This window comes from Oceanipulchritudo coccoides, from assembly GCF_010500615.1.
GTDB classification, from domain to species: Bacteria; Verrucomicrobiota; Verrucomicrobiia; order Opitutales; family Oceanipulchritudinaceae; genus Oceanipulchritudo; species Oceanipulchritudo coccoides.
Genome location: NZ_JAAGNX010000001.1, coordinates 778357 through 793420, shown reverse-complemented (window position 1 = coordinate 793420; position 15064 = coordinate 778357). Strand labels below are relative to the sequence as shown.

Genomic DNA, 15064 nt, shown 5'->3' with positions numbered 1-15064 from the left:
TTTCAAAAATCTCTTATCGGCGTACTTCCACCTGCACTTCAAACTTCTTGAAGGGACCGGGAACAAAAGGGCCATTCCAGTATACCGCGTAGGGTTCACCCGCAATTTCAAGGTCTTCCCTTTCTTCAATCCACTGCAATAGCTCTGCCCGGGCCTCCTCGAAATTTGATTGGGAGTAACCACCACGCTTCCCGATTGCCGCCACCGTCCGCTCCTCAACATCGATCACCTGCACCTCGTCATTGCTTTCATCCGCTTTCTCGATCTGGTCAGCGGCCACCCAGAAAATCATTGTCCCCGGCTCAATGCGCGCCTCGACGGGTGTCGTCATTGAAATGTCGTGCGACTGGATGTAACGGAAAAGCGGCCTGAACAAGCTGTTCGATTGATTGAAATAGTCACCCTCGCCCTCGCAAACCAGCAGGCGGCCTGCCGGGAGGGTCTTGACTTCGATAACCCCGGGATCCGTCCGGGCAAAGGCTTGGTCGGCTGCGTGAGTAAGTGACATCGTGAAGAGAAAAATGCAGAAAATGGCTGAAGAGCGCATGAAACATGCTATTCAGGTTTCATCAATTTGCAAAACAACCACGACTTTGCTAGCCCCCCCCTATCAATTCACTTGAAAAAGCTAGAGACATAGGCTCCATTAGTAGGGATAATCTAACCCCTCATGGCTTTCGGCCTGTCAATCTTCCCTCAAAGATGCTTCATCATTCCCTCTCGCGCCTCCTGACCTTATGTATTGTGCACGGCCTTGCCGTATGTGCGACATCCTTCGCCGAGCCTGTTCTCATCTGGTCTGATGAATTCGAGGTGGACGGACTCCCGGATCCGGAAAAGTGGGGATACCAGGACGGCTTGGGATACAACCGGGAGCTGCAGTTCTACACGAGAGAGCGCATGGAAAATACGCGGGTGGAAAACGGCGTACTGGTCATTGAGGCGCACAAGGAGGACATCCCGGTCAACCGCTTCGGACTGACTGCCCCCTACTCTTCAGGCAGGCTCTTTTCCCAGGGACGAGGCGAATGGCAGTATGGCCGATTTGAAATTCGGGCCAAGCTACCAATCGGACGGGGAACATGGGCCGCGCTGTGGATGTTCACCGCCAAACACGCTTACGGGCGCTGGCCCAGAAGTGGGGAAATCGACATCATGGAACATGTCGGCCATGAAATGGATGCCGTCCACGGGACCGCCCATATGGCCAATGCATCCGGTGCAGGTGGCGTGGGCTACACGGCCACCATCGAAAATGTGGATACGACTTTTCACGACTATGCAGTCGAATGGAGTCCCAGCGAAATCAAATGGTTTGTCGATGGGGTTGAATATTACACATATGAGAATCCCCAGACCGGCTGGGAGGACTGGCCTTTCGATCAGCCTTTCTACCTGATCCTCAACCTGGCGGTCGGTGGAGATTGGGGAGGTTCGCAGGGAATCGATCCGGACATCTGGCCGCAGCGGATGGAGGTCGACTATGTGCGGGTGTACGATTTGGGTGACACGCCAAGTCTCAACAACGACTTGGATGAATTACCGGATGCGGTTGATCCGGATGACGATAATGACGGACTCAGCGATCTCGAAGAGGCCAATCTCAAAACAAATCCATATCTGTCGGACACAGACGGTGACGGCTTCACGGACAAGGAAGAGGTCGACGGGGGGAGTCATCCGAAAAGGTCGTTATCAACTCTGGAGAACAGGAATGAACTGATATTCAACACGGACTTTTCCACCGGGATCTCTCCCTGGCTGATGCAGACAAGTCTATTCTCGGATACGGGCGAGCAGATCGCCATCCTTCAATCGTGGCGGGGAGCGTCGGATATATCAGCCTATGTGGACACGACAAGCGGCACAAACATCACCTTCAATCACCATGAGGGAACGAGAAGCAGCGCGAGAACTTCCAACCTGCTCTTCCAGGACACCGAACTCAAGCCAAGGATTGAAGGATTCTTTCTGGACTTCTCGCCCGGTGATATCGTGCATTTTCAAGGTACAGCAAGTTCCTTGAGAAGTGATGAAACTGTCACTACGGAAGCAGTTATTTTCGTTTACGATTCCAATGGAGCTCCCCTTCCCGCATCTGTCTCAGTAGCAATTGATTCGGTGAGCGGTGATTTTAACCTTTCGACCACGCTTGAGGCTGGCCCTGTCAGCGGCGTCCTCACCGGTTTTGCAATCAGAACCCCGAAGGATTCAACCGGCTCGATCACCTTTTCCAACCTTTCCGCTACAGTGGAGAAGGTCACGACTTGGGCCAACTGGACATCCACAGACGGTTCGAATGTCGATACCGGCGATTGGCTGGGATGGATTTACATCAAAGAAGCACCATGGATCTGGAGCCATGCCCTCTCAACATGGATTTACCTTCCCGAAGACCATGTCACCGCAAGCGGTGCATGGACCTACGTGGCGAAATAGCCTTGGGGAATATTGCTATTCGCGCTTGAGCACAATTCGGTACCGTGCCTTGCCGCTCTCCAGATGAGCAAGTGCCTCATTCACTTTTGACATGGGGAAAGTTTCCACGATCGGCTCAATCCCGTGTTGCGCGGCAAACTCGAGCATCTTGGCAATCGTGGCCGGGCTGCCCACCGGCGAACCGGAGATGGAACGCTGAGCCATGATCAGTCCGAAGACCCCAATATCGAGTGGCTCAAGGGTCGCGCCGACAAAGTGCAGTCGGCCCTTTGGCCGCAAGGTGGAAATGTAGAGATTCCAGTCCAGCTTCACATTCACCGTGGAGAGGATGAGGTCAAACCGACCAGCTGCCGCCTCAATGGCCTTCGGGTCGCGCGAATTGATCACATGATGGGCACCCATCTCACGGACCTCATCGGCCTTGCTCTCACTTGAGGAGAACGCGGTCACTTCGCAGCCCCACGCATTGAGAAACTTGAGGGCAATGTGGCCCAGGCCGCCGATGCCGATAACCGCAACCTTGTCAGTCGGTTTCACACCATACTGCACGAGTGGATTGAATACGGTGATACCGCCGCAAAATAGCGGCCCCGCGGTTGCGGGATGGATTCCCTCCGGCAGGGCAACGACGCTCGTGGCATCCGCGCGCACCTTGTCCGCAAACCCGCCATGCCGTCCAACAATCGTACCCTCCGCCGTACTGCACAAATTCTGGTCGCCGGTGGAGCAGGATTCACAGGTCTGGCAATAGCCCGAATGCCAGCCAAGTCCGACCCAGTCGCCCTTTTTTAAATGGGCCACATGCGATCCAGTCGCGGCAATGCGCCCGGCCACCTCATGCCCCGGGACAAGCGGATACTGGCTCATTCCCCACTCGTTGTTGATCATCGAAAGGTCCGAATGGCAAATGCCACAGTATTCGACGTCTATCTCGACTTCATGCTCACCGAGAGGTCCCGGATCATAGGAAAAGGGTTTCAATTCGCCTTTCGGCTCGGATGCGGCGTATGCGTTAATCATGCCCCTATTAAATCCTTTTCACCTGGATTGGCAATGCCGCACCGACAATTTCCCCTTGTGAAGCAAGCGACTTTTCCTGTATACCATGGGGCGTCAAAAACACCTTTTCCCATGAAGAAAAAAATCACTTCCTCCGACGGCCTTCCTCTCATCGGTCTCTTCCTTTCCCTCATCATCAGCGGGTGTGCCACATCATCCAGCGTGGTGACAGGCGAGACGCGTGAGGCAATCGAGACCGATACTGTCAAGGTCTACCAGACTGCACCCAAAACCTACGGGGAAATTGCCCTCTTGGAAGCGAACAGCAAGCGATCGATGGAATTTTCCGACCAGGGAAAGATTGATGCAGCCATTGCACGCTTGAAGGAACAGGCCGCCAAGCTTGGGGCCAATGGCATTCTTGTCACCGAGATCACCAATGCCGAGGGCGGGGGCATCTCAATCGGGGTTGGAACGGGTAATTATTCCGGCAATTCGGGTGTCTCAGTCGGAGCCGGTACTTCGACAGCGACAACATACAAGATTGTCCGTGGAATTGCCATCCACGTGATCGAGGAAGGTGATGAAGTGATTGAGACAGCGTCCGAGGAAGAAACCGAATAGCTCCACCCTACTCCGTTAAGTCGTCCTCACCCTCGTACATGCAATCACGGTATTGCTCAGCGGTGTAGAGGGTTTGCTCCCAGCGCCAGGAATCGCGGTTCGGCCAGCCTTTGTCGGCGCCGATTGTCATCTCGATTACTTCACCCGGCTTAACTGCCATTTGCTCAGTCCGTAGGATCGTGAATCCCCAATGCGGGGCTCGACCCTTATCAAGCGGGTTTGTCGACAGAATAAGGTCGTCGTCGACCAGTGCCTTGAAGTAGACCGCGTAGCCGTCCATCCGCCCGGCTTTAACAACCGGCAAGCCCATGCTCCATTCCATCGGCAAATCGCTGCGACGGAGCGTGTTCAAGTCAATTGTCATGAGCGGCGTTGGTTCGCACAGGAAGTGGCTGACGAGCGAGGTATCGCTCATGGAAAACTGGTAGTACTCCGGATTCTCCGGACGGAACTGATCAAGCGCCTGAAAATCAAATCCCTTCACGTTCAATTCCCAAATAAAAGGGACCCTTCCATGCCCGCTGAGTTGGACAGGCTCACAATAGAACTCAAAGCGCGCCGGCCAGACTTGCCCGTCCTTCTTGAGAATTCGGTCACGCAGATCAACAACGTTCGCGACCATGTCCTCATCGAAAAGGCCGTCTCCCATCTGTTCATGAATGATCGCGTCAACCGGTTCATCCACGGAAAAATCCCGGCTGTGCATATCGAGAAACTCCACATTCCCGATCTTGTTCTGCTTGGCCAAAAGGCGTGCATCCTCAATGATCGTCGAATGATCAAGGGCATACACCTTGGAGGCTCCCTGCCACGAGGCGAAGGCCGCCAGGATGCCGGTTCCCGTACCGAGGTCCACGACACGGTCTCCTGCTCGGATCTTCCGCCGGATCATTTCATGATAGAAATCCATCCGGGGCTGGTCCGCCAGCATCCGTTCCTGTTCTGAATACTGGGAGAAGACGTGACGGTTATCCTCCGCGTAGCTGTCCTTCTCCATTTAGCGCTCCAGACGAATCAGGGCCTTGCCAAGATTTGAAACGTAAACCGGTCCGCCATCCGGCGAGAGAATCATTCCTGTGACAAGACCGGGAGCCGGGCTCCAAAGCTCCGGAATCATAAGATCGAGCCATGGTGTGCCATCTGCAATGCGCTGGTTCGCCTCCTCGATCAATGCTTCGCTCTCAGGTGATGAAATTCTAAATACATTTTCAGTCACTCCCGTAGCCGGATCGTACACAAAAATTCCGGTCAGCATCGGAGAGGCAATCCAGAGGCGCCCCTCACCATCCAGTTCAAGATTGTCAGGAATATTGATCTCGGTCGCGACCGTCTTCTCAGTGACTTGACCGGTCGCGACATCGATCCGCAAGCGCAAGACTTTGCTTCCCATGCATTCGGCGACATAGAGAAACCCGTTCTCCTCATCAAGGGCCAGTCCGTTGGCGAAGTATAATCCGTCCACGACCTTGACCGCCTCACGCTGCCCGTCAGCCCCAGCTGGTGGAACATAGAAGACCGCGCCATCGGGCTTGCGCACATCAACAGTGCGAAACAGCCCCATTTTCCCCTCGTTGGGAAGATTCTCTGTCGACTGGGAGAACCAGATCCCGCCCTTGCTGTCCAAGCGGGCCGTATTCACACCAAAGGTATGCTGGTAGACTCGCTCCGTTTCCTCGGTGGCAATTTCCACTTGATAAATGCCACCCCGGAAGACATCAGCGACAAGCATATGCCTTCCATCCGGCGTGAGTGAGCTGCCGTTGACGCAGCCTTCCACTTCGGGCGGATTGTGGACGTAGCCCGCCTCCGCAAACTTCCCAAAGGGCCGGCTTGTTCCATCCGCATTCACCAGGCGCAATCCGCTTGTCTGGTCAGTCACGATCAAGCGACCGTCCGCCAGCACCACACCGTCTTCACAGCGGTTCAGGGACTGGTCCGCCGGAAAGACCATCTCCGGGGAAAATGTCCAGTGAGGCAAGGGAGTCGTATCCTGGTCGCTCGGATTGCAGCCGGCCAGCATCAAAAATGATCCGGCTAGAAAGGTCAGAATGAATAACTTCATGATTTTGTTGTTGGATAATCCAGCAGACAACCCAGAGCATCAACCAAATTCGGATCGCTCACAGTCGTCATTTTTGACCGGATTTATTCGTTGGTTCATCCACCTGATTCATTTTAACTCGATGTTGACTTTACTCCGAAAAGTATAAACTGTATATACATGCGAACGAAGGTTTTCAAATCGGGCAATTCCATGGCCCTGCGCATCCCGCGAAAATTCGGGGCCAAGGAGGGCGAAGTCACGATTGAGCGCGTAGGCAACCGCTGGCTCGTGGAGCCGCACATACCGGAGGAATGGCCCAAGGATTTTTTCCGGAAAATCCGGATAACTGATCCGGACTTCAATCGCCCGGAACAGGGGGATCACCGCGACTTTTCAGGATGAAGTACCTGCTGGACACAGACACCTGCGTTGCCTTGTTGCGGGGTGATGCGACTGCAACCGCACGGGCGAGACAGCTCTCCCCGGCCGACCTCGCAGTTTCCTCGATTACCCGCTATGAATTGCATTTCGGCGTGATGCGGTGCTCGTCAAAACGTCGGAAGTCTGAAGCAAAAAAGGTCAGCGTGTTTCTGAGCCTCCTGCATGAGATCCCTTTCACGGATGAGACTGCTGAAGTGGCCGCAAAGATCCGATTTCAACTTGAAGGAAAAGGCCAGCCCATCGGCCAAATGGACACGCTCATTGCGGCAACTGCCCTTGAAGCCGGGCTGACGCTTGTGACTGGCAACCTGCGCGATTTCAGCCGCATAAGCGACCTGAGCGTGGAAAGCTGGATGGACAAATAGATATCCACTGACACACGGTGCGAAAGTCTATGACTCTCGAATGGCTGCCTGCCCTACTCGATCAATTCCTCGATTAGTTCACGGTAGGATTCGCGCCAGACCATTGGGTTCTCCAGATAGATGCTTTTCATCCAGGTGCGTTGATCATCGAGTCCGATTTTCAGCTGTGTACACAGGGCATCCCATGACTCCTGGTCGATAAATCCGGACTGGTACTGGAAGTAGACGTTATCGTGACTTTTAAGGGCAATGATGGCCCCGATAAGGCGAACAGCCAGTTCTTCGACGGGTTGAGCAGAAGCCCATGCCTTGAGATCCTCCGGGATGCTTGGATCCGCAAGCATATCGCTCAGAATGTCTGTCCCAATGGCATGCAGGGCCGGATTACTTTGCAGGATGGATGTATAATGACTGCTGGCGGACTCAAGCCGTGCCTGGTACTGCGCGGCAATGGCAATCTCCTGCGACTGTTTCAACTGAAGACCGACAAAGACCAGGGAACCGATCACCCCGAGCATGCCGATGATCTGGATCCAGTTGTTTAGTTTCTCCCACTTCATCCTCAGCGTACTTTCGAAAGCAGGGCGGTCATCATCAGGCCAATACCCAATCCGGCAATGATGCAGCCGACAAAGACCAGCGGAGATTGCTGTAGAAAGAAAAAGCCTACACCAACTCCGAGAAGGACTCCTCCGCCAATGGCCCATGTGCTCTTGTCATTTGAATCCTTTGAATCATTCATTTCATTTATCTCCATTCTGGATTTGAGCCCTGCTACCGTAGACCGGTACGTGAACTTGGGTAAGAGAACTAATCACTTGAAACACTTCTTGCAAGTGGTAATAAACTCAAGGCATGAAGCGTGTCATTGGTATCGGAGGAATATTTTTCAAATGCAAGGATCCCAAGGCCATCAACGCCTGGTACAAGGAGCACCTGGGGTTCAAGGTGAATGAGTATGGCTCGCTCTTTCAGGGGCGTGAATACGATGAGCCCGAAAAGGAGACTCTCCTGCAATGGGCCCCTTTCAAGGCAGATACGGATTATTTCGAGCCATCGGAAAAACCTTATATGTTCAATTACCGGGTGGAGAATCTCGAAGGGCTTCTGCCGGTCTTGAAGGCTGAAGGCGTCGAGGTTGTGGGAGAGATGCAATCCTTTCCCTATGGCAAGTTCGCCCATATCATGGACCCTGAAGGCAACAAGATCGAGCTCTGGGAACCCATCAACGAGGGACTTCAGGGGGAACTTGAGGGCCAGGGCTGATTAGACATCCAGAACAACTCCGCAATTTGAGCGATAACATTGGACAGCGGCTTGAATCCGCATTTACTCGTCCAATAGAGTATGCGCTCCAAATCTAACCCAAAACCACCCAGTTCCGAGAAGCAGCGCCCGGCCTTGCCGGTCATCGGCTGGCGCGAATGGATTGCCCTTCCGGAGTTCGGAGTCAAGTGGATCAAGGTCAAAGTGGACACCGGGGCAAGGTCCTCGTCTTTGCACGCCTTTGATATCCATTCCTTTAAGAGGGGCGGCCGCGAATGGGTGCGTTTCCAGATCCACCCCGTTCAGCGTAAAAGCCTCAAATCGGTTGAGGTTGAGGCAAAGGTGCTTGAGTACCGCTCCGTCCGGAGCTCCAGCGGAAAGGCCAGCCTGAGGCCGGTCATCATTACCAATATCGAACTGTTTGGCATTACCCGACCCATTGAACTAACCCTCGCCAGCCGGGATGAGATGGGTTTCCGGATGCTCCTTGGACGGGAGGCCATTCGGGGGCGGTTCCTCGTTGACCCGGGCAAATCCTATTTTGCAGGAAAACCAAAGCGCAAAGTAAAATCTAAAAAGGCGTAACGAATTTTCGCTACATTTTAAATTCCAGAAGAACAAACATATGAAACTTGCCATCCTCTCATGCGGTCCAAAATGCTACAGTACTCGCCGACTGCGGGAAGCGGCCGAAGCACGCGGCCACAAGGTCAAAGTCCTCAACACGATCAAATTTGCCATTGATCTCGAGCAGGGCGAACCCGATCTCTATTATCGGCAAAAGCTTCTCTCAAATTACGATGCGGTCCTTCCGAGGATTGGAGCATCCATCACCTATTTCGGGATGGCCGTTGTTCGCCAATTCGAGCAGATGGATGTATTCTGTGCCAATTCCGCGGCGGGAATTGCCACTTCACGCGATAAATTGCGCAGCCTGCAGGTGCTGAGCCGCCATCACGTGGGGATTCCCAAGACGACCTTCGTCCGGGACAAGAAAGATGTTCTTCCCGCGATCAAGCGAGTCGGCGGGGCACCCGTTATCATCAAGCTTCTGGAGGGAACCCAGGGGATTGGTGTCCTTCTTGCCGAATCCGTCAAGGCCGCTGAGGGAATCATTGAATTGCTGCAAAGCCAAAAGCAAAACGTTCTTATCCAAAAATTTGTCGCAGAGAGCAAGGGTAAGGATATCCGTGCCTTCGTCGTCGGGGATCAGGTGGTCGGGGCCATGCGGCGTGTCGCACAGGGTCAGGAATTTCGAAGTAATGTACACCGGGGCGGCCTCACTGAACAAGTGGAATTGAATGAGGAATACTGCCGGACCGCGATACGTGCAGCCCAGATCATGGGACTCAGGATTGCCGGTGTGGATCTTCTTGAAGGGAAAGACGGGCCACAGGTAGTCGAGGTCAACTCGTCCCCCGGACTGGAGGGAATTGAACAATGCACGCAACTGGATATTGCCGGTGCTGTTATCGATTATATTGCTGCGCAGGTAGACTTTCCTGAAATCGACATTCGTCAGCGACTCACCGTGAGCCGCGGATACGGTGTAGCGGAAATCCACATACCGACAGGCTCTACATATCTCGGGAAATCCATCAGTGAATCGGGGTTGCGCGAAAAGGATATCAATGTCCTCACCCTGTACCGCGGAACCACCGTTATTCCAAACCCGCGTTCCGAGCGGATCCTGGAACCCGGAGACCGACTTCTGTGTTTCGGCAAACTGGAGCTGATGCGGGACCTTGTCCCGCGCAATACGCGCCGCAAACGGCGTCCTGCAGTCCAGGATCTTCCTGAATCGGAGATCCATGCCGACCACTCTGAGCCAGCTATAATTAATCCGCACCAGGAAGACGACGAGAAGAGCCATGCCTGATCAGAGAGTTAAGAAACCAGTCGACGAGTGGTTTGGGGAGAAGATCCTCCCGGGCGAATCGCGCAATATCGATCTCCCTGTCAGCGAGAGCTACAGCAGTATGACGGTGCGTATTCCCATCCATGTGAAACGGGCGAAGGAACCCGGTCCGGTTGTTTTTGTCACGGCTGCCCTGCACGGGGACGAGATCAATGGCACGGGTGCTGTGCGGCAATTGATTCAAGATGAGGCGTTCCAACTGACACGCGGATCCGTCATCATGATCCCTGTTCTCAACATACTCGCTTTTGACAGGCATTCCCGCTACCTGCCGGATCGCCGCGACCTCAATCGCTCCTTTCCCGGTTCGGAAGGCGGTAGCCTCGCCGGCCGAATGGCACATTTGATTTTCGATGAGATAGTCGCACGAAGTGATTATGGGATCGATATCCATACGGCATCCATCCGGCGAACCAATTACCCAAATGTACGCGGTGATCTTAGCAGACAACAGGTCCGACAACTGGCAGAAGCTTTCGGGGCCGAAATTATCATCAACGGCAAAGGACCGGAGAAAGCGCTCCGACGCGAAGCCTGCCGCGCCGGATGTCCAACCATTATCATGGAGGGTGGCGAGGTCTGGAAGGTTGAGCCGGGTATTGTCGAGTCGGCGACTCGCGGGATCAGGAATGTTCTCCGACATCTGGAAATGCTTGATGGGGAAATCCAGAAGCCCATCTACCAGGTCATTATAGAGAAATCCAAATGGATCCGGGCGGAAAAAGGCGGCTTTCTCCAATTTCACGTTCAGCCGGGGGAATTGATTGAAAAGGATCAACCGCTTGCCACCAACACAACCCTCCTTGGAGACAAGCGCAACACGCTGCACGCACCATTTGATGCAGTTGTCATTGGTATGACCAGCTTGCCCGCGGTAAGTCCGGGAGAGCCCATATGCAATCTGGGCATGGTCCCCGAAGGCACCCGCCTCAAAGACCTGCAGCAGCTTCGCTCAGGCAGCACGGGACTGGGCCATCGGGTCTCCAACCAGCTGGCCTCGAATGTCCTTGTTGTGGATCACCCGGATTCGGAGTAGAAGAACTACGATCCGGAAACAGCCAGATCCAGATAGTCGTTCAGGATAAAGCTCCAGAATATCCGGGAACCCTCGAGATCGAAATAGTACAAGATTTCCCCACGGCTGTCACTGTACATGAACGGGTAGAATTCCGAGCTTGTCCAGAACCAGCCCGCTCCCGGCAAGTATAGCCAGAGGTTTGTCAGATCACCGTCACAGTAGGCCCAGGCAAAACCATGATGCCCTATCCACGGAGAGTCCGTGTCCGGAACCCAGAAGGAGCCCAAGCCTTCAGCCTCCCGCCAGCCGTCACCCGTGTTCACGGTGGCCGACCAAAGGGCATCCACACCAGCCGTCGCCCATGGGACATTTGTGTCTGTCAGGATGGCAAAGAGCCCCAACGGGTCCCCGCCGCTTGTCGTGTCAATCTGTACCTTGACGGTCCCGACATTCCGACCCAGCCATAGAATGAAGGGTTGCTCGCCCCCGGAAAACAGCCTGAGCTTAATTGTCTCGACCGGACCCAATGACGTATCGACAACTTCAATACTATCCACTTCAACGGCATCCGGCACTTCTCCGGTACTAAGGTCTGCAGTGAAATAATAGGTATTTCCGACGGTAATCATTCTAGGAAGAATCTTTGCCGGAGTGTTATAGACTTCCTGATCCTCATCCTGCAGCACCCCGTTGAGATAAATCGCCCCGATGCGGGAATGAACATAGAGCCCGGTTGAATCAAGCCGCAACTCAAGGGTCTGCACGACTGAAAAGGACATGGTGAAAATGCTGTATTGGGCCTGACCCCAGCCCTCAAGAATCATCTTTTGCGTCGGCGACCCATGAAGGACACTTCCCTCCGAGGTTGTGATATCAAAAATCACATCCGGTGCCAGAACCACGCCCGAGAATGTCAGGCTTCCCTTTCCTTCCATTTCCCAAGTCTTCCCTGAATCCAATATCAGGAAATCCCCGATGTCTACGGTCTGTGCATTAACAATTCCAAATCCAAATATCCATATACAGGTAGCCACGAGGCCGCCGAAGAGTCTGTGTATTCCGCGTTTCATCTTAATCACCCTGATCGGTTTGAGGTTCGTATTCAGGGGGCCGTCGTAAGCGCTTAGTATTCCTCTATTCCTCGGGTCTGGCAACTCTATTCGGGCCTGTCCGTTCAAGAGGAAACGGGAATATCCAAGCGGAACGCAATAGCGTCCCGATCATTCCGCTGCAGGCTCAATTGCCCATCGTGAACGCGGGCAAATTCGTGCGCCAGGGACAATCCGAGTCCCCGCCCATCGATTTCGGGATTCCGGGATGGATCGGCCCGGTAAAAGCGGTCGAAAAGGCGATCTGCCTGATCCACAGGGATTATCTCGCCTGCATTGGTGATCTCCAAGCGAACAAACTCCCCAGACTCGGACAGGGCCACCCGGATGAAACCGTGCGGGCGATTATACTTGATGGCATTGGAAAAGAGATTGAAGACACACTGCCGTAGAAGGCTGTAATCCCCTTTAACGTGTAAGCTGGGAGCCACTTTATGATCAATGGTCAGCTCGGGGGCCATCACCTCAACATCCTGGAGAATTTCGAGAATAAGCCCGGAAAAATCCACCTGAACAGGCGTGAATGGCAAGCGACCGCTGTCTGCCTGGGACAAAGTCAGGAGTTTGGCAATGATGTCCTGGAGTCGTTTTGATTCCTCGAAGGCAGTCGCCGCCTGCTGCTGGGCAAGGGACTCCGGCTCAGCCGATTGGAGAAGTTCATCAAGATGGCCCTTCAAAATCATTAAGGGGGTGTTCTGCTCGTGTGCGGCGTCCGCGCTGAAACGCCCGGCCTGTTCAAAGCTCTTTTCCAGGCGATCCAACATCGCGTTGTAGACCTTGATCAAGTCGGCAAATTCCTCTGGTTCGTTTAAAGCATCCAAGCGGATATCCAGGTCCTGCGCGGTGATGCTGCTTGTGGCGTGGATCAGTCGCTTCACAGGGGCGATTGCACGCCCTGCAAAAACCCATGCCGCAAGGCCGACAAAGACAAGGGCCACGGGAACCGCCATGAGCAAGGCCTTTGAAAAGTCTGCCAGTTCCTCTTCAACGGCAGCAAGGCTTTGCACGGCCACAAAAACCCGTACGCCGTCGGAAAAGCCCAATACCCGCCAGCGTTGATCATCGACTTCAACCGAGTCAAAAACAACCCGGTCAAGGCGGGGTCCGGCAGCAATTGGAGGAGGAGCGCCTGGCGGGGGCTGCGGTCTCCAGGCGGATCCCTCCCGTCCCAGTCGATCAGGTCCAATCCGGGGTGCCTCGGGAAATTCCATTCCCTGTGCCACATATAGATCAACAATTCTCCTCGATAGATCCCCGGAATCCAGAAGGTCCGGCCAATTTCCACTTTGATAGGTCCGGCCATCATTGAGATCGCGAAAGGAAAAGGCTGCGGCTTCCCCATCAAGCTGAACCTTGGTCATCTCGAGCTGACGCGGGCGAGGCCCCTGTGGATGAAAAAGTGAGACAAACGGCAGGCCGTCCTTCAACGCGGCTGAGGTCAGTTCCGCATCAAACCGTTTGTAGTTGGAAATCCTTACAGTCGGCCAGAAGACGACGATGAATATGCCCAGCGAGATCCCGCTGACGAGGATCATCAGCAGGACAATTTGCACGCGCCAGGTTTTTGGTCTTAAGCTCATTCAACCCTTTCTGATGCGATACCCCACTCCACGCACGGTTTCTATCAAGCGCGGTTCAGCCTTGTCGACTTTGGCCCGTAACCGCTTGATGTAGACGTCAACAAGATTTGTGTTCGGATCAAAATCATAGTTCCAGACTGTCTCGAGGATTTGAGTGCGCGTGTAGACGCGGCCCGGTACCCGCATGAGAAGCTCCAGAAGATTGAACTCCCTGGGTGTGAGCTCCACTGCTTCAGATCCTTTTTTCACTTCCCTTGTACCCAGGTTGATCGTCAAATCCTCCACTTTGACAAGATTGAGAAGGGCTCCCGAGGAACGTCGAAAAACAGCCCGGAGCCGGGCCACCAACTCATCTATGTGAAACGGCTTGGGCAGATAATCATCAGCGCCAAGATTGAGCCCCTGTAGGCGGTCCTCAAGGCCACCGCGGGCCGTGGCGAGGATCACCGGTGTATTGATCCGCTTTTCGCGCAGCTCCTTCAGGATACTAATCCCGTCCTGACCGGGGATCATGATATCAAGGACAATCGCATCGTAGGGGGTCTGGAGAGCCATAAGGCGCGCATCAGAACCGTTTGCTGCAGTGTCGACGTTGAATCCCTCCGCTTTGAGGCCTTTTACCACAAAGCTTCGGATCTTCGCCTCATCCTCAACAACAAGCACCCTCATGCTCAATGGTCTAAAAGCGTAAACATCAGGGAGCAAGTTTTAGAAAATGAATTTTTTGTCATCTAACCGTGCCCGGTTTGTTCATTTTTGTCCTGTAGGATGCCGCTGTTGATTAAAACAAAAAAACAAAAAAAGGAATAACAATGAAACATATCAGCATTCTGCTGGGTGCTCTCGCCCTCAGCACCATTTACTCCCCTGCTTACGGGCAACGCCAGGGACCGGAAAATCGACCCCAGCCACCGTCCGCGGAAGAAGTGGCGGCACGGATTGTCGTCGATTTCGACGCCAATTCGACTCTGGCGCTTGATGCAGACGAGTTGACGGAAGCATTGACCTTCCTTCATGAAAATCGGCCGCCACCGCCGCGTCGTGGCAAGATGGATACAGACCGTCCACCCCGGCCGGAACCGGATCTTGCCGCAATGGCCACCGACCTGGTCATGGCCTTTGATGTGGATGGAGATCAGCAGCTGTCTGAATCCGAACTGGTGGAAACCTTTACAGAGCTCCACAGCCGACGGCCCGGCCCGCCACCACATCGAGAAAGTCTTGGACAGGGCGACGACGCTAATAGAAAATACTGACCCCA

At 54.0% G+C, this 15064-nt stretch carries 18 protein-coding genes; 9 read left to right on the top strand and 9 right to left on the bottom strand.

Annotated features, from left to right (window positions below):
• Nucleotides 1-13: 13 nt before the first annotated feature.
• Nucleotides 14-547, bottom strand: a complete 534-nt coding sequence (locus G0Q06_RS03220; protein WP_238710236.1) for a GyrI-like domain-containing protein — start codon at nt 545-547, stop codon at nt 14-16.
• A gap of 155 nt (nt 548-702) precedes the next feature.
• Between G0Q06_RS03220 and G0Q06_RS03215 the strand changes: the two genes are divergently transcribed.
• Nucleotides 703-2439: a family 16 glycosylhydrolase gene (locus tag G0Q06_RS03215; RefSeq protein ID WP_163962402.1), complete on the top strand. Its 1737-nt coding sequence runs from the start codon at nt 703-705 to the stop codon at nt 2437-2439.
• Nucleotides 2440-2454: 15 nt separating this feature from the next.
• Here G0Q06_RS03215 and ahr read toward each other — a convergent pair whose 3' ends face one another.
• On the bottom strand, nt 2455-3459 hold the full coding sequence (gene ahr, locus G0Q06_RS03210) for an NADPH-dependent aldehyde reductase Ahr (protein ID WP_163962400.1): 1005 nt from the start codon (nt 3457-3459) through the stop codon (nt 2455-2457).
• A gap of 111 nt (nt 3460-3570) precedes the next feature.
• Between ahr and G0Q06_RS03205 the strand changes: the two genes are divergently transcribed.
• Complete coding sequence (locus G0Q06_RS03205) at nt 3571-4062, top strand: hypothetical protein (RefSeq protein ID WP_163962398.1); 492 nt, start codon at nt 3571-3573, stop codon at nt 4060-4062.
• A gap of 7 nt (nt 4063-4069) precedes the next feature.
• Here G0Q06_RS03205 and G0Q06_RS03200 read toward each other — a convergent pair whose 3' ends face one another.
• Together G0Q06_RS03200 and G0Q06_RS03195 are read right to left on the bottom strand one after the other, a co-directional pair.
• The gene (locus tag G0Q06_RS03200) at nt 4070-5059 is read right to left on the bottom strand and encodes a 50S ribosomal protein L11 methyltransferase (protein ID WP_163962397.1); all 990 of its coding nucleotides are present in this window, start codon (nt 5057-5059) and stop codon (nt 4070-4072) included.
• Nucleotides 5060-6124: an SMP-30/gluconolactonase/LRE family protein gene (locus G0Q06_RS03195; RefSeq protein ID WP_163962395.1), complete on the bottom strand. Its 1065-nt coding sequence runs from the start codon at nt 6122-6124 to the stop codon at nt 5060-5062.
• 159 nt (nt 6125-6283) lie between these two features.
• On the opposite strand from G0Q06_RS03195, the gene G0Q06_RS03190 reads away from it, so the two are divergent.
• Together G0Q06_RS03190 and G0Q06_RS03185 are read left to right on the top strand one after the other, a co-directional pair.
• The gene (locus tag G0Q06_RS03190; protein ID WP_163962393.1) at nt 6284-6508 is read left to right on the top strand and encodes an antitoxin; all 225 of its coding nucleotides are present in this window, start codon (nt 6284-6286) and stop codon (nt 6506-6508) included.
• Nucleotides 6505-6912, top strand: coding sequence for a PIN domain-containing protein (locus G0Q06_RS03185; RefSeq protein WP_163962391.1), 408 nt, complete (start codon nt 6505-6507; stop codon nt 6910-6912). Before G0Q06_RS03190 ends, G0Q06_RS03185 begins: the two co-directional genes overlap by 4 nt.
• Nucleotides 6913-6965: 53 nt before the next feature.
• Here G0Q06_RS03185 and G0Q06_RS03180 read toward each other — a convergent pair whose 3' ends face one another.
• Nucleotides 6966-7472: a hypothetical protein gene (locus G0Q06_RS03180; protein WP_163962389.1), complete on the bottom strand. Its 507-nt coding sequence runs from the start codon at nt 7470-7472 to the stop codon at nt 6966-6968.
• Nucleotides 7473-7474: 2 nt separating this feature from the next.
• A complete protein-coding gene (locus tag G0Q06_RS03175) occupies nt 7475-7654 on the bottom strand; it encodes a hypothetical protein (protein WP_163962387.1) in 180 nt (59 codons plus the stop codon).
• A gap of 113 nt (nt 7655-7767) precedes the next feature.
• On the opposite strand from G0Q06_RS03175, the gene G0Q06_RS03170 reads away from it, so the two are divergent.
• From G0Q06_RS03170 to G0Q06_RS03155, 4 genes are all read left to right on the top strand, one after another.
• Nucleotides 7768-8178: a VOC family protein gene (locus G0Q06_RS03170; RefSeq protein WP_163962385.1), complete on the top strand. Its 411-nt coding sequence runs from the start codon at nt 7768-7770 to the stop codon at nt 8176-8178.
• 81 nt (nt 8179-8259) lie between these two features.
• Nucleotides 8260-8763, top strand: a complete 504-nt coding sequence (locus G0Q06_RS03165; RefSeq protein WP_163962383.1) for an ATP-dependent zinc protease family protein — start codon at nt 8260-8262, stop codon at nt 8761-8763.
• 40 nt (nt 8764-8803) lie between these two features.
• Entirely contained in the window at nt 8804-10057 is a 1254-nt protein-coding gene (locus tag G0Q06_RS03160; RefSeq protein WP_163962381.1) for a RimK family alpha-L-glutamate ligase, read from the top strand.
• Nucleotides 10050-11132: a succinylglutamate desuccinylase/aspartoacylase family protein gene (locus G0Q06_RS03155; RefSeq protein WP_163962379.1), complete on the top strand. Its 1083-nt coding sequence runs from the start codon at nt 10050-10052 to the stop codon at nt 11130-11132. Before G0Q06_RS03160 ends, G0Q06_RS03155 begins: the two co-directional genes overlap by 8 nt.
• Nucleotides 11133-11137: 5 nt before the next feature.
• On the opposite strand, the gene G0Q06_RS03150 is transcribed toward G0Q06_RS03155, so the two are convergent.
• From G0Q06_RS03150 to G0Q06_RS03140, 3 genes are all read right to left on the bottom strand, one after another.
• A complete protein-coding gene (locus tag G0Q06_RS03150) occupies nt 11138-12184 on the bottom strand; it encodes a hypothetical protein (protein ID WP_163962377.1) in 1047 nt (348 codons plus the stop codon).
• Nucleotides 12185-12288: 104 nt separating this feature from the next.
• Nucleotides 12289-13803 carry an ATP-binding protein gene (locus G0Q06_RS03145; RefSeq protein WP_163962375.1) on the bottom strand — a complete coding sequence of 505 codons (1515 nt, stop codon included), beginning with the start codon at nt 13801-13803 and terminating at the stop codon, nt 12289-12291.
• Complete coding sequence (locus tag G0Q06_RS03140) at nt 13804-14472, bottom strand: response regulator transcription factor (protein ID WP_163962373.1); 669 nt, start codon at nt 14470-14472, stop codon at nt 13804-13806.
• Nucleotides 14473-14615: 143 nt separating this feature from the next.
• Here G0Q06_RS03140 and G0Q06_RS03135 point away from each other — a divergent pair, with 143 nt between their 5' ends.
• The gene (locus tag G0Q06_RS03135; RefSeq protein ID WP_163962371.1) at nt 14616-15059 is read left to right on the top strand and encodes a hypothetical protein; all 444 of its coding nucleotides are present in this window, start codon (nt 14616-14618) and stop codon (nt 15057-15059) included.
• The last annotated feature ends 5 nt before the right edge of the window (nt 15060-15064 follow it).

Coding starts and splice junctions, on each gene's coding strand:
- G0Q06_RS03220 (WP_238710236.1), bottom strand. CDS start 547: ATGCGCTCTTCAGCCATTTTCTGCATTTTTCTCTTCACGATGTCACTT.
- G0Q06_RS03215 (WP_163962402.1), top strand. CDS start 703: ATGCTTCATCATTCCCTCTCGCGCCTCCTGACCTTATGTATTGTGCAC.
- ahr (WP_163962400.1), bottom strand. CDS start 3,459: ATGATTAACGCATACGCCGCATCCGAGCCGAAAGGCGAATTGAAACCC.
- G0Q06_RS03205 (WP_163962398.1), top strand. CDS start 3,571: ATGAAGAAAAAAATCACTTCCTCCGACGGCCTTCCTCTCATCGGTCTC.
- G0Q06_RS03200 (WP_163962397.1), bottom strand. CDS start 5,059: ATGGAGAAGGACAGCTACGCGGAGGATAACCGTCACGTCTTCTCCCAG.
- G0Q06_RS03195 (WP_163962395.1), bottom strand. CDS start 6,124: ATGAAGTTATTCATTCTGACCTTTCTAGCCGGATCATTTTTGATGCTG.
- G0Q06_RS03190 (WP_163962393.1), top strand. CDS start 6,284: ATGCGAACGAAGGTTTTCAAATCGGGCAATTCCATGGCCCTGCGCATC.
- G0Q06_RS03185 (WP_163962391.1), top strand. CDS start 6,505: ATGAAGTACCTGCTGGACACAGACACCTGCGTTGCCTTGTTGCGGGGT.
- G0Q06_RS03180 (WP_163962389.1), bottom strand. CDS start 7,472: ATGAAGTGGGAGAAACTAAACAACTGGATCCAGATCATCGGCATGCTC.
- G0Q06_RS03175 (WP_163962387.1), bottom strand. CDS start 7,654: ATGAATGATTCAAAGGATTCAAATGACAAGAGCACATGGGCCATTGGC.
- G0Q06_RS03170 (WP_163962385.1), top strand. CDS start 7,768: ATGAAGCGTGTCATTGGTATCGGAGGAATATTTTTCAAATGCAAGGAT.
- G0Q06_RS03165 (WP_163962383.1), top strand. CDS start 8,260: ATGCGCTCCAAATCTAACCCAAAACCACCCAGTTCCGAGAAGCAGCGC.
- G0Q06_RS03160 (WP_163962381.1), top strand. CDS start 8,804: ATGAAACTTGCCATCCTCTCATGCGGTCCAAAATGCTACAGTACTCGC.
- G0Q06_RS03155 (WP_163962379.1), top strand. CDS start 10,050: ATGCCTGATCAGAGAGTTAAGAAACCAGTCGACGAGTGGTTTGGGGAG.
- G0Q06_RS03150 (WP_163962377.1), bottom strand. CDS start 12,184: ATGAAACGCGGAATACACAGACTCTTCGGCGGCCTCGTGGCTACCTGT.
- G0Q06_RS03145 (WP_163962375.1), bottom strand. CDS start 13,803: ATGAGCTTAAGACCAAAAACCTGGCGCGTGCAAATTGTCCTGCTGATG.
- G0Q06_RS03140 (WP_163962373.1), bottom strand. CDS start 14,472: ATGAGGGTGCTTGTTGTTGAGGATGAGGCGAAGATCCGAAGCTTTGTG.
- G0Q06_RS03135 (WP_163962371.1), top strand. CDS start 14,616: ATGAAACATATCAGCATTCTGCTGGGTGCTCTCGCCCTCAGCACCATT.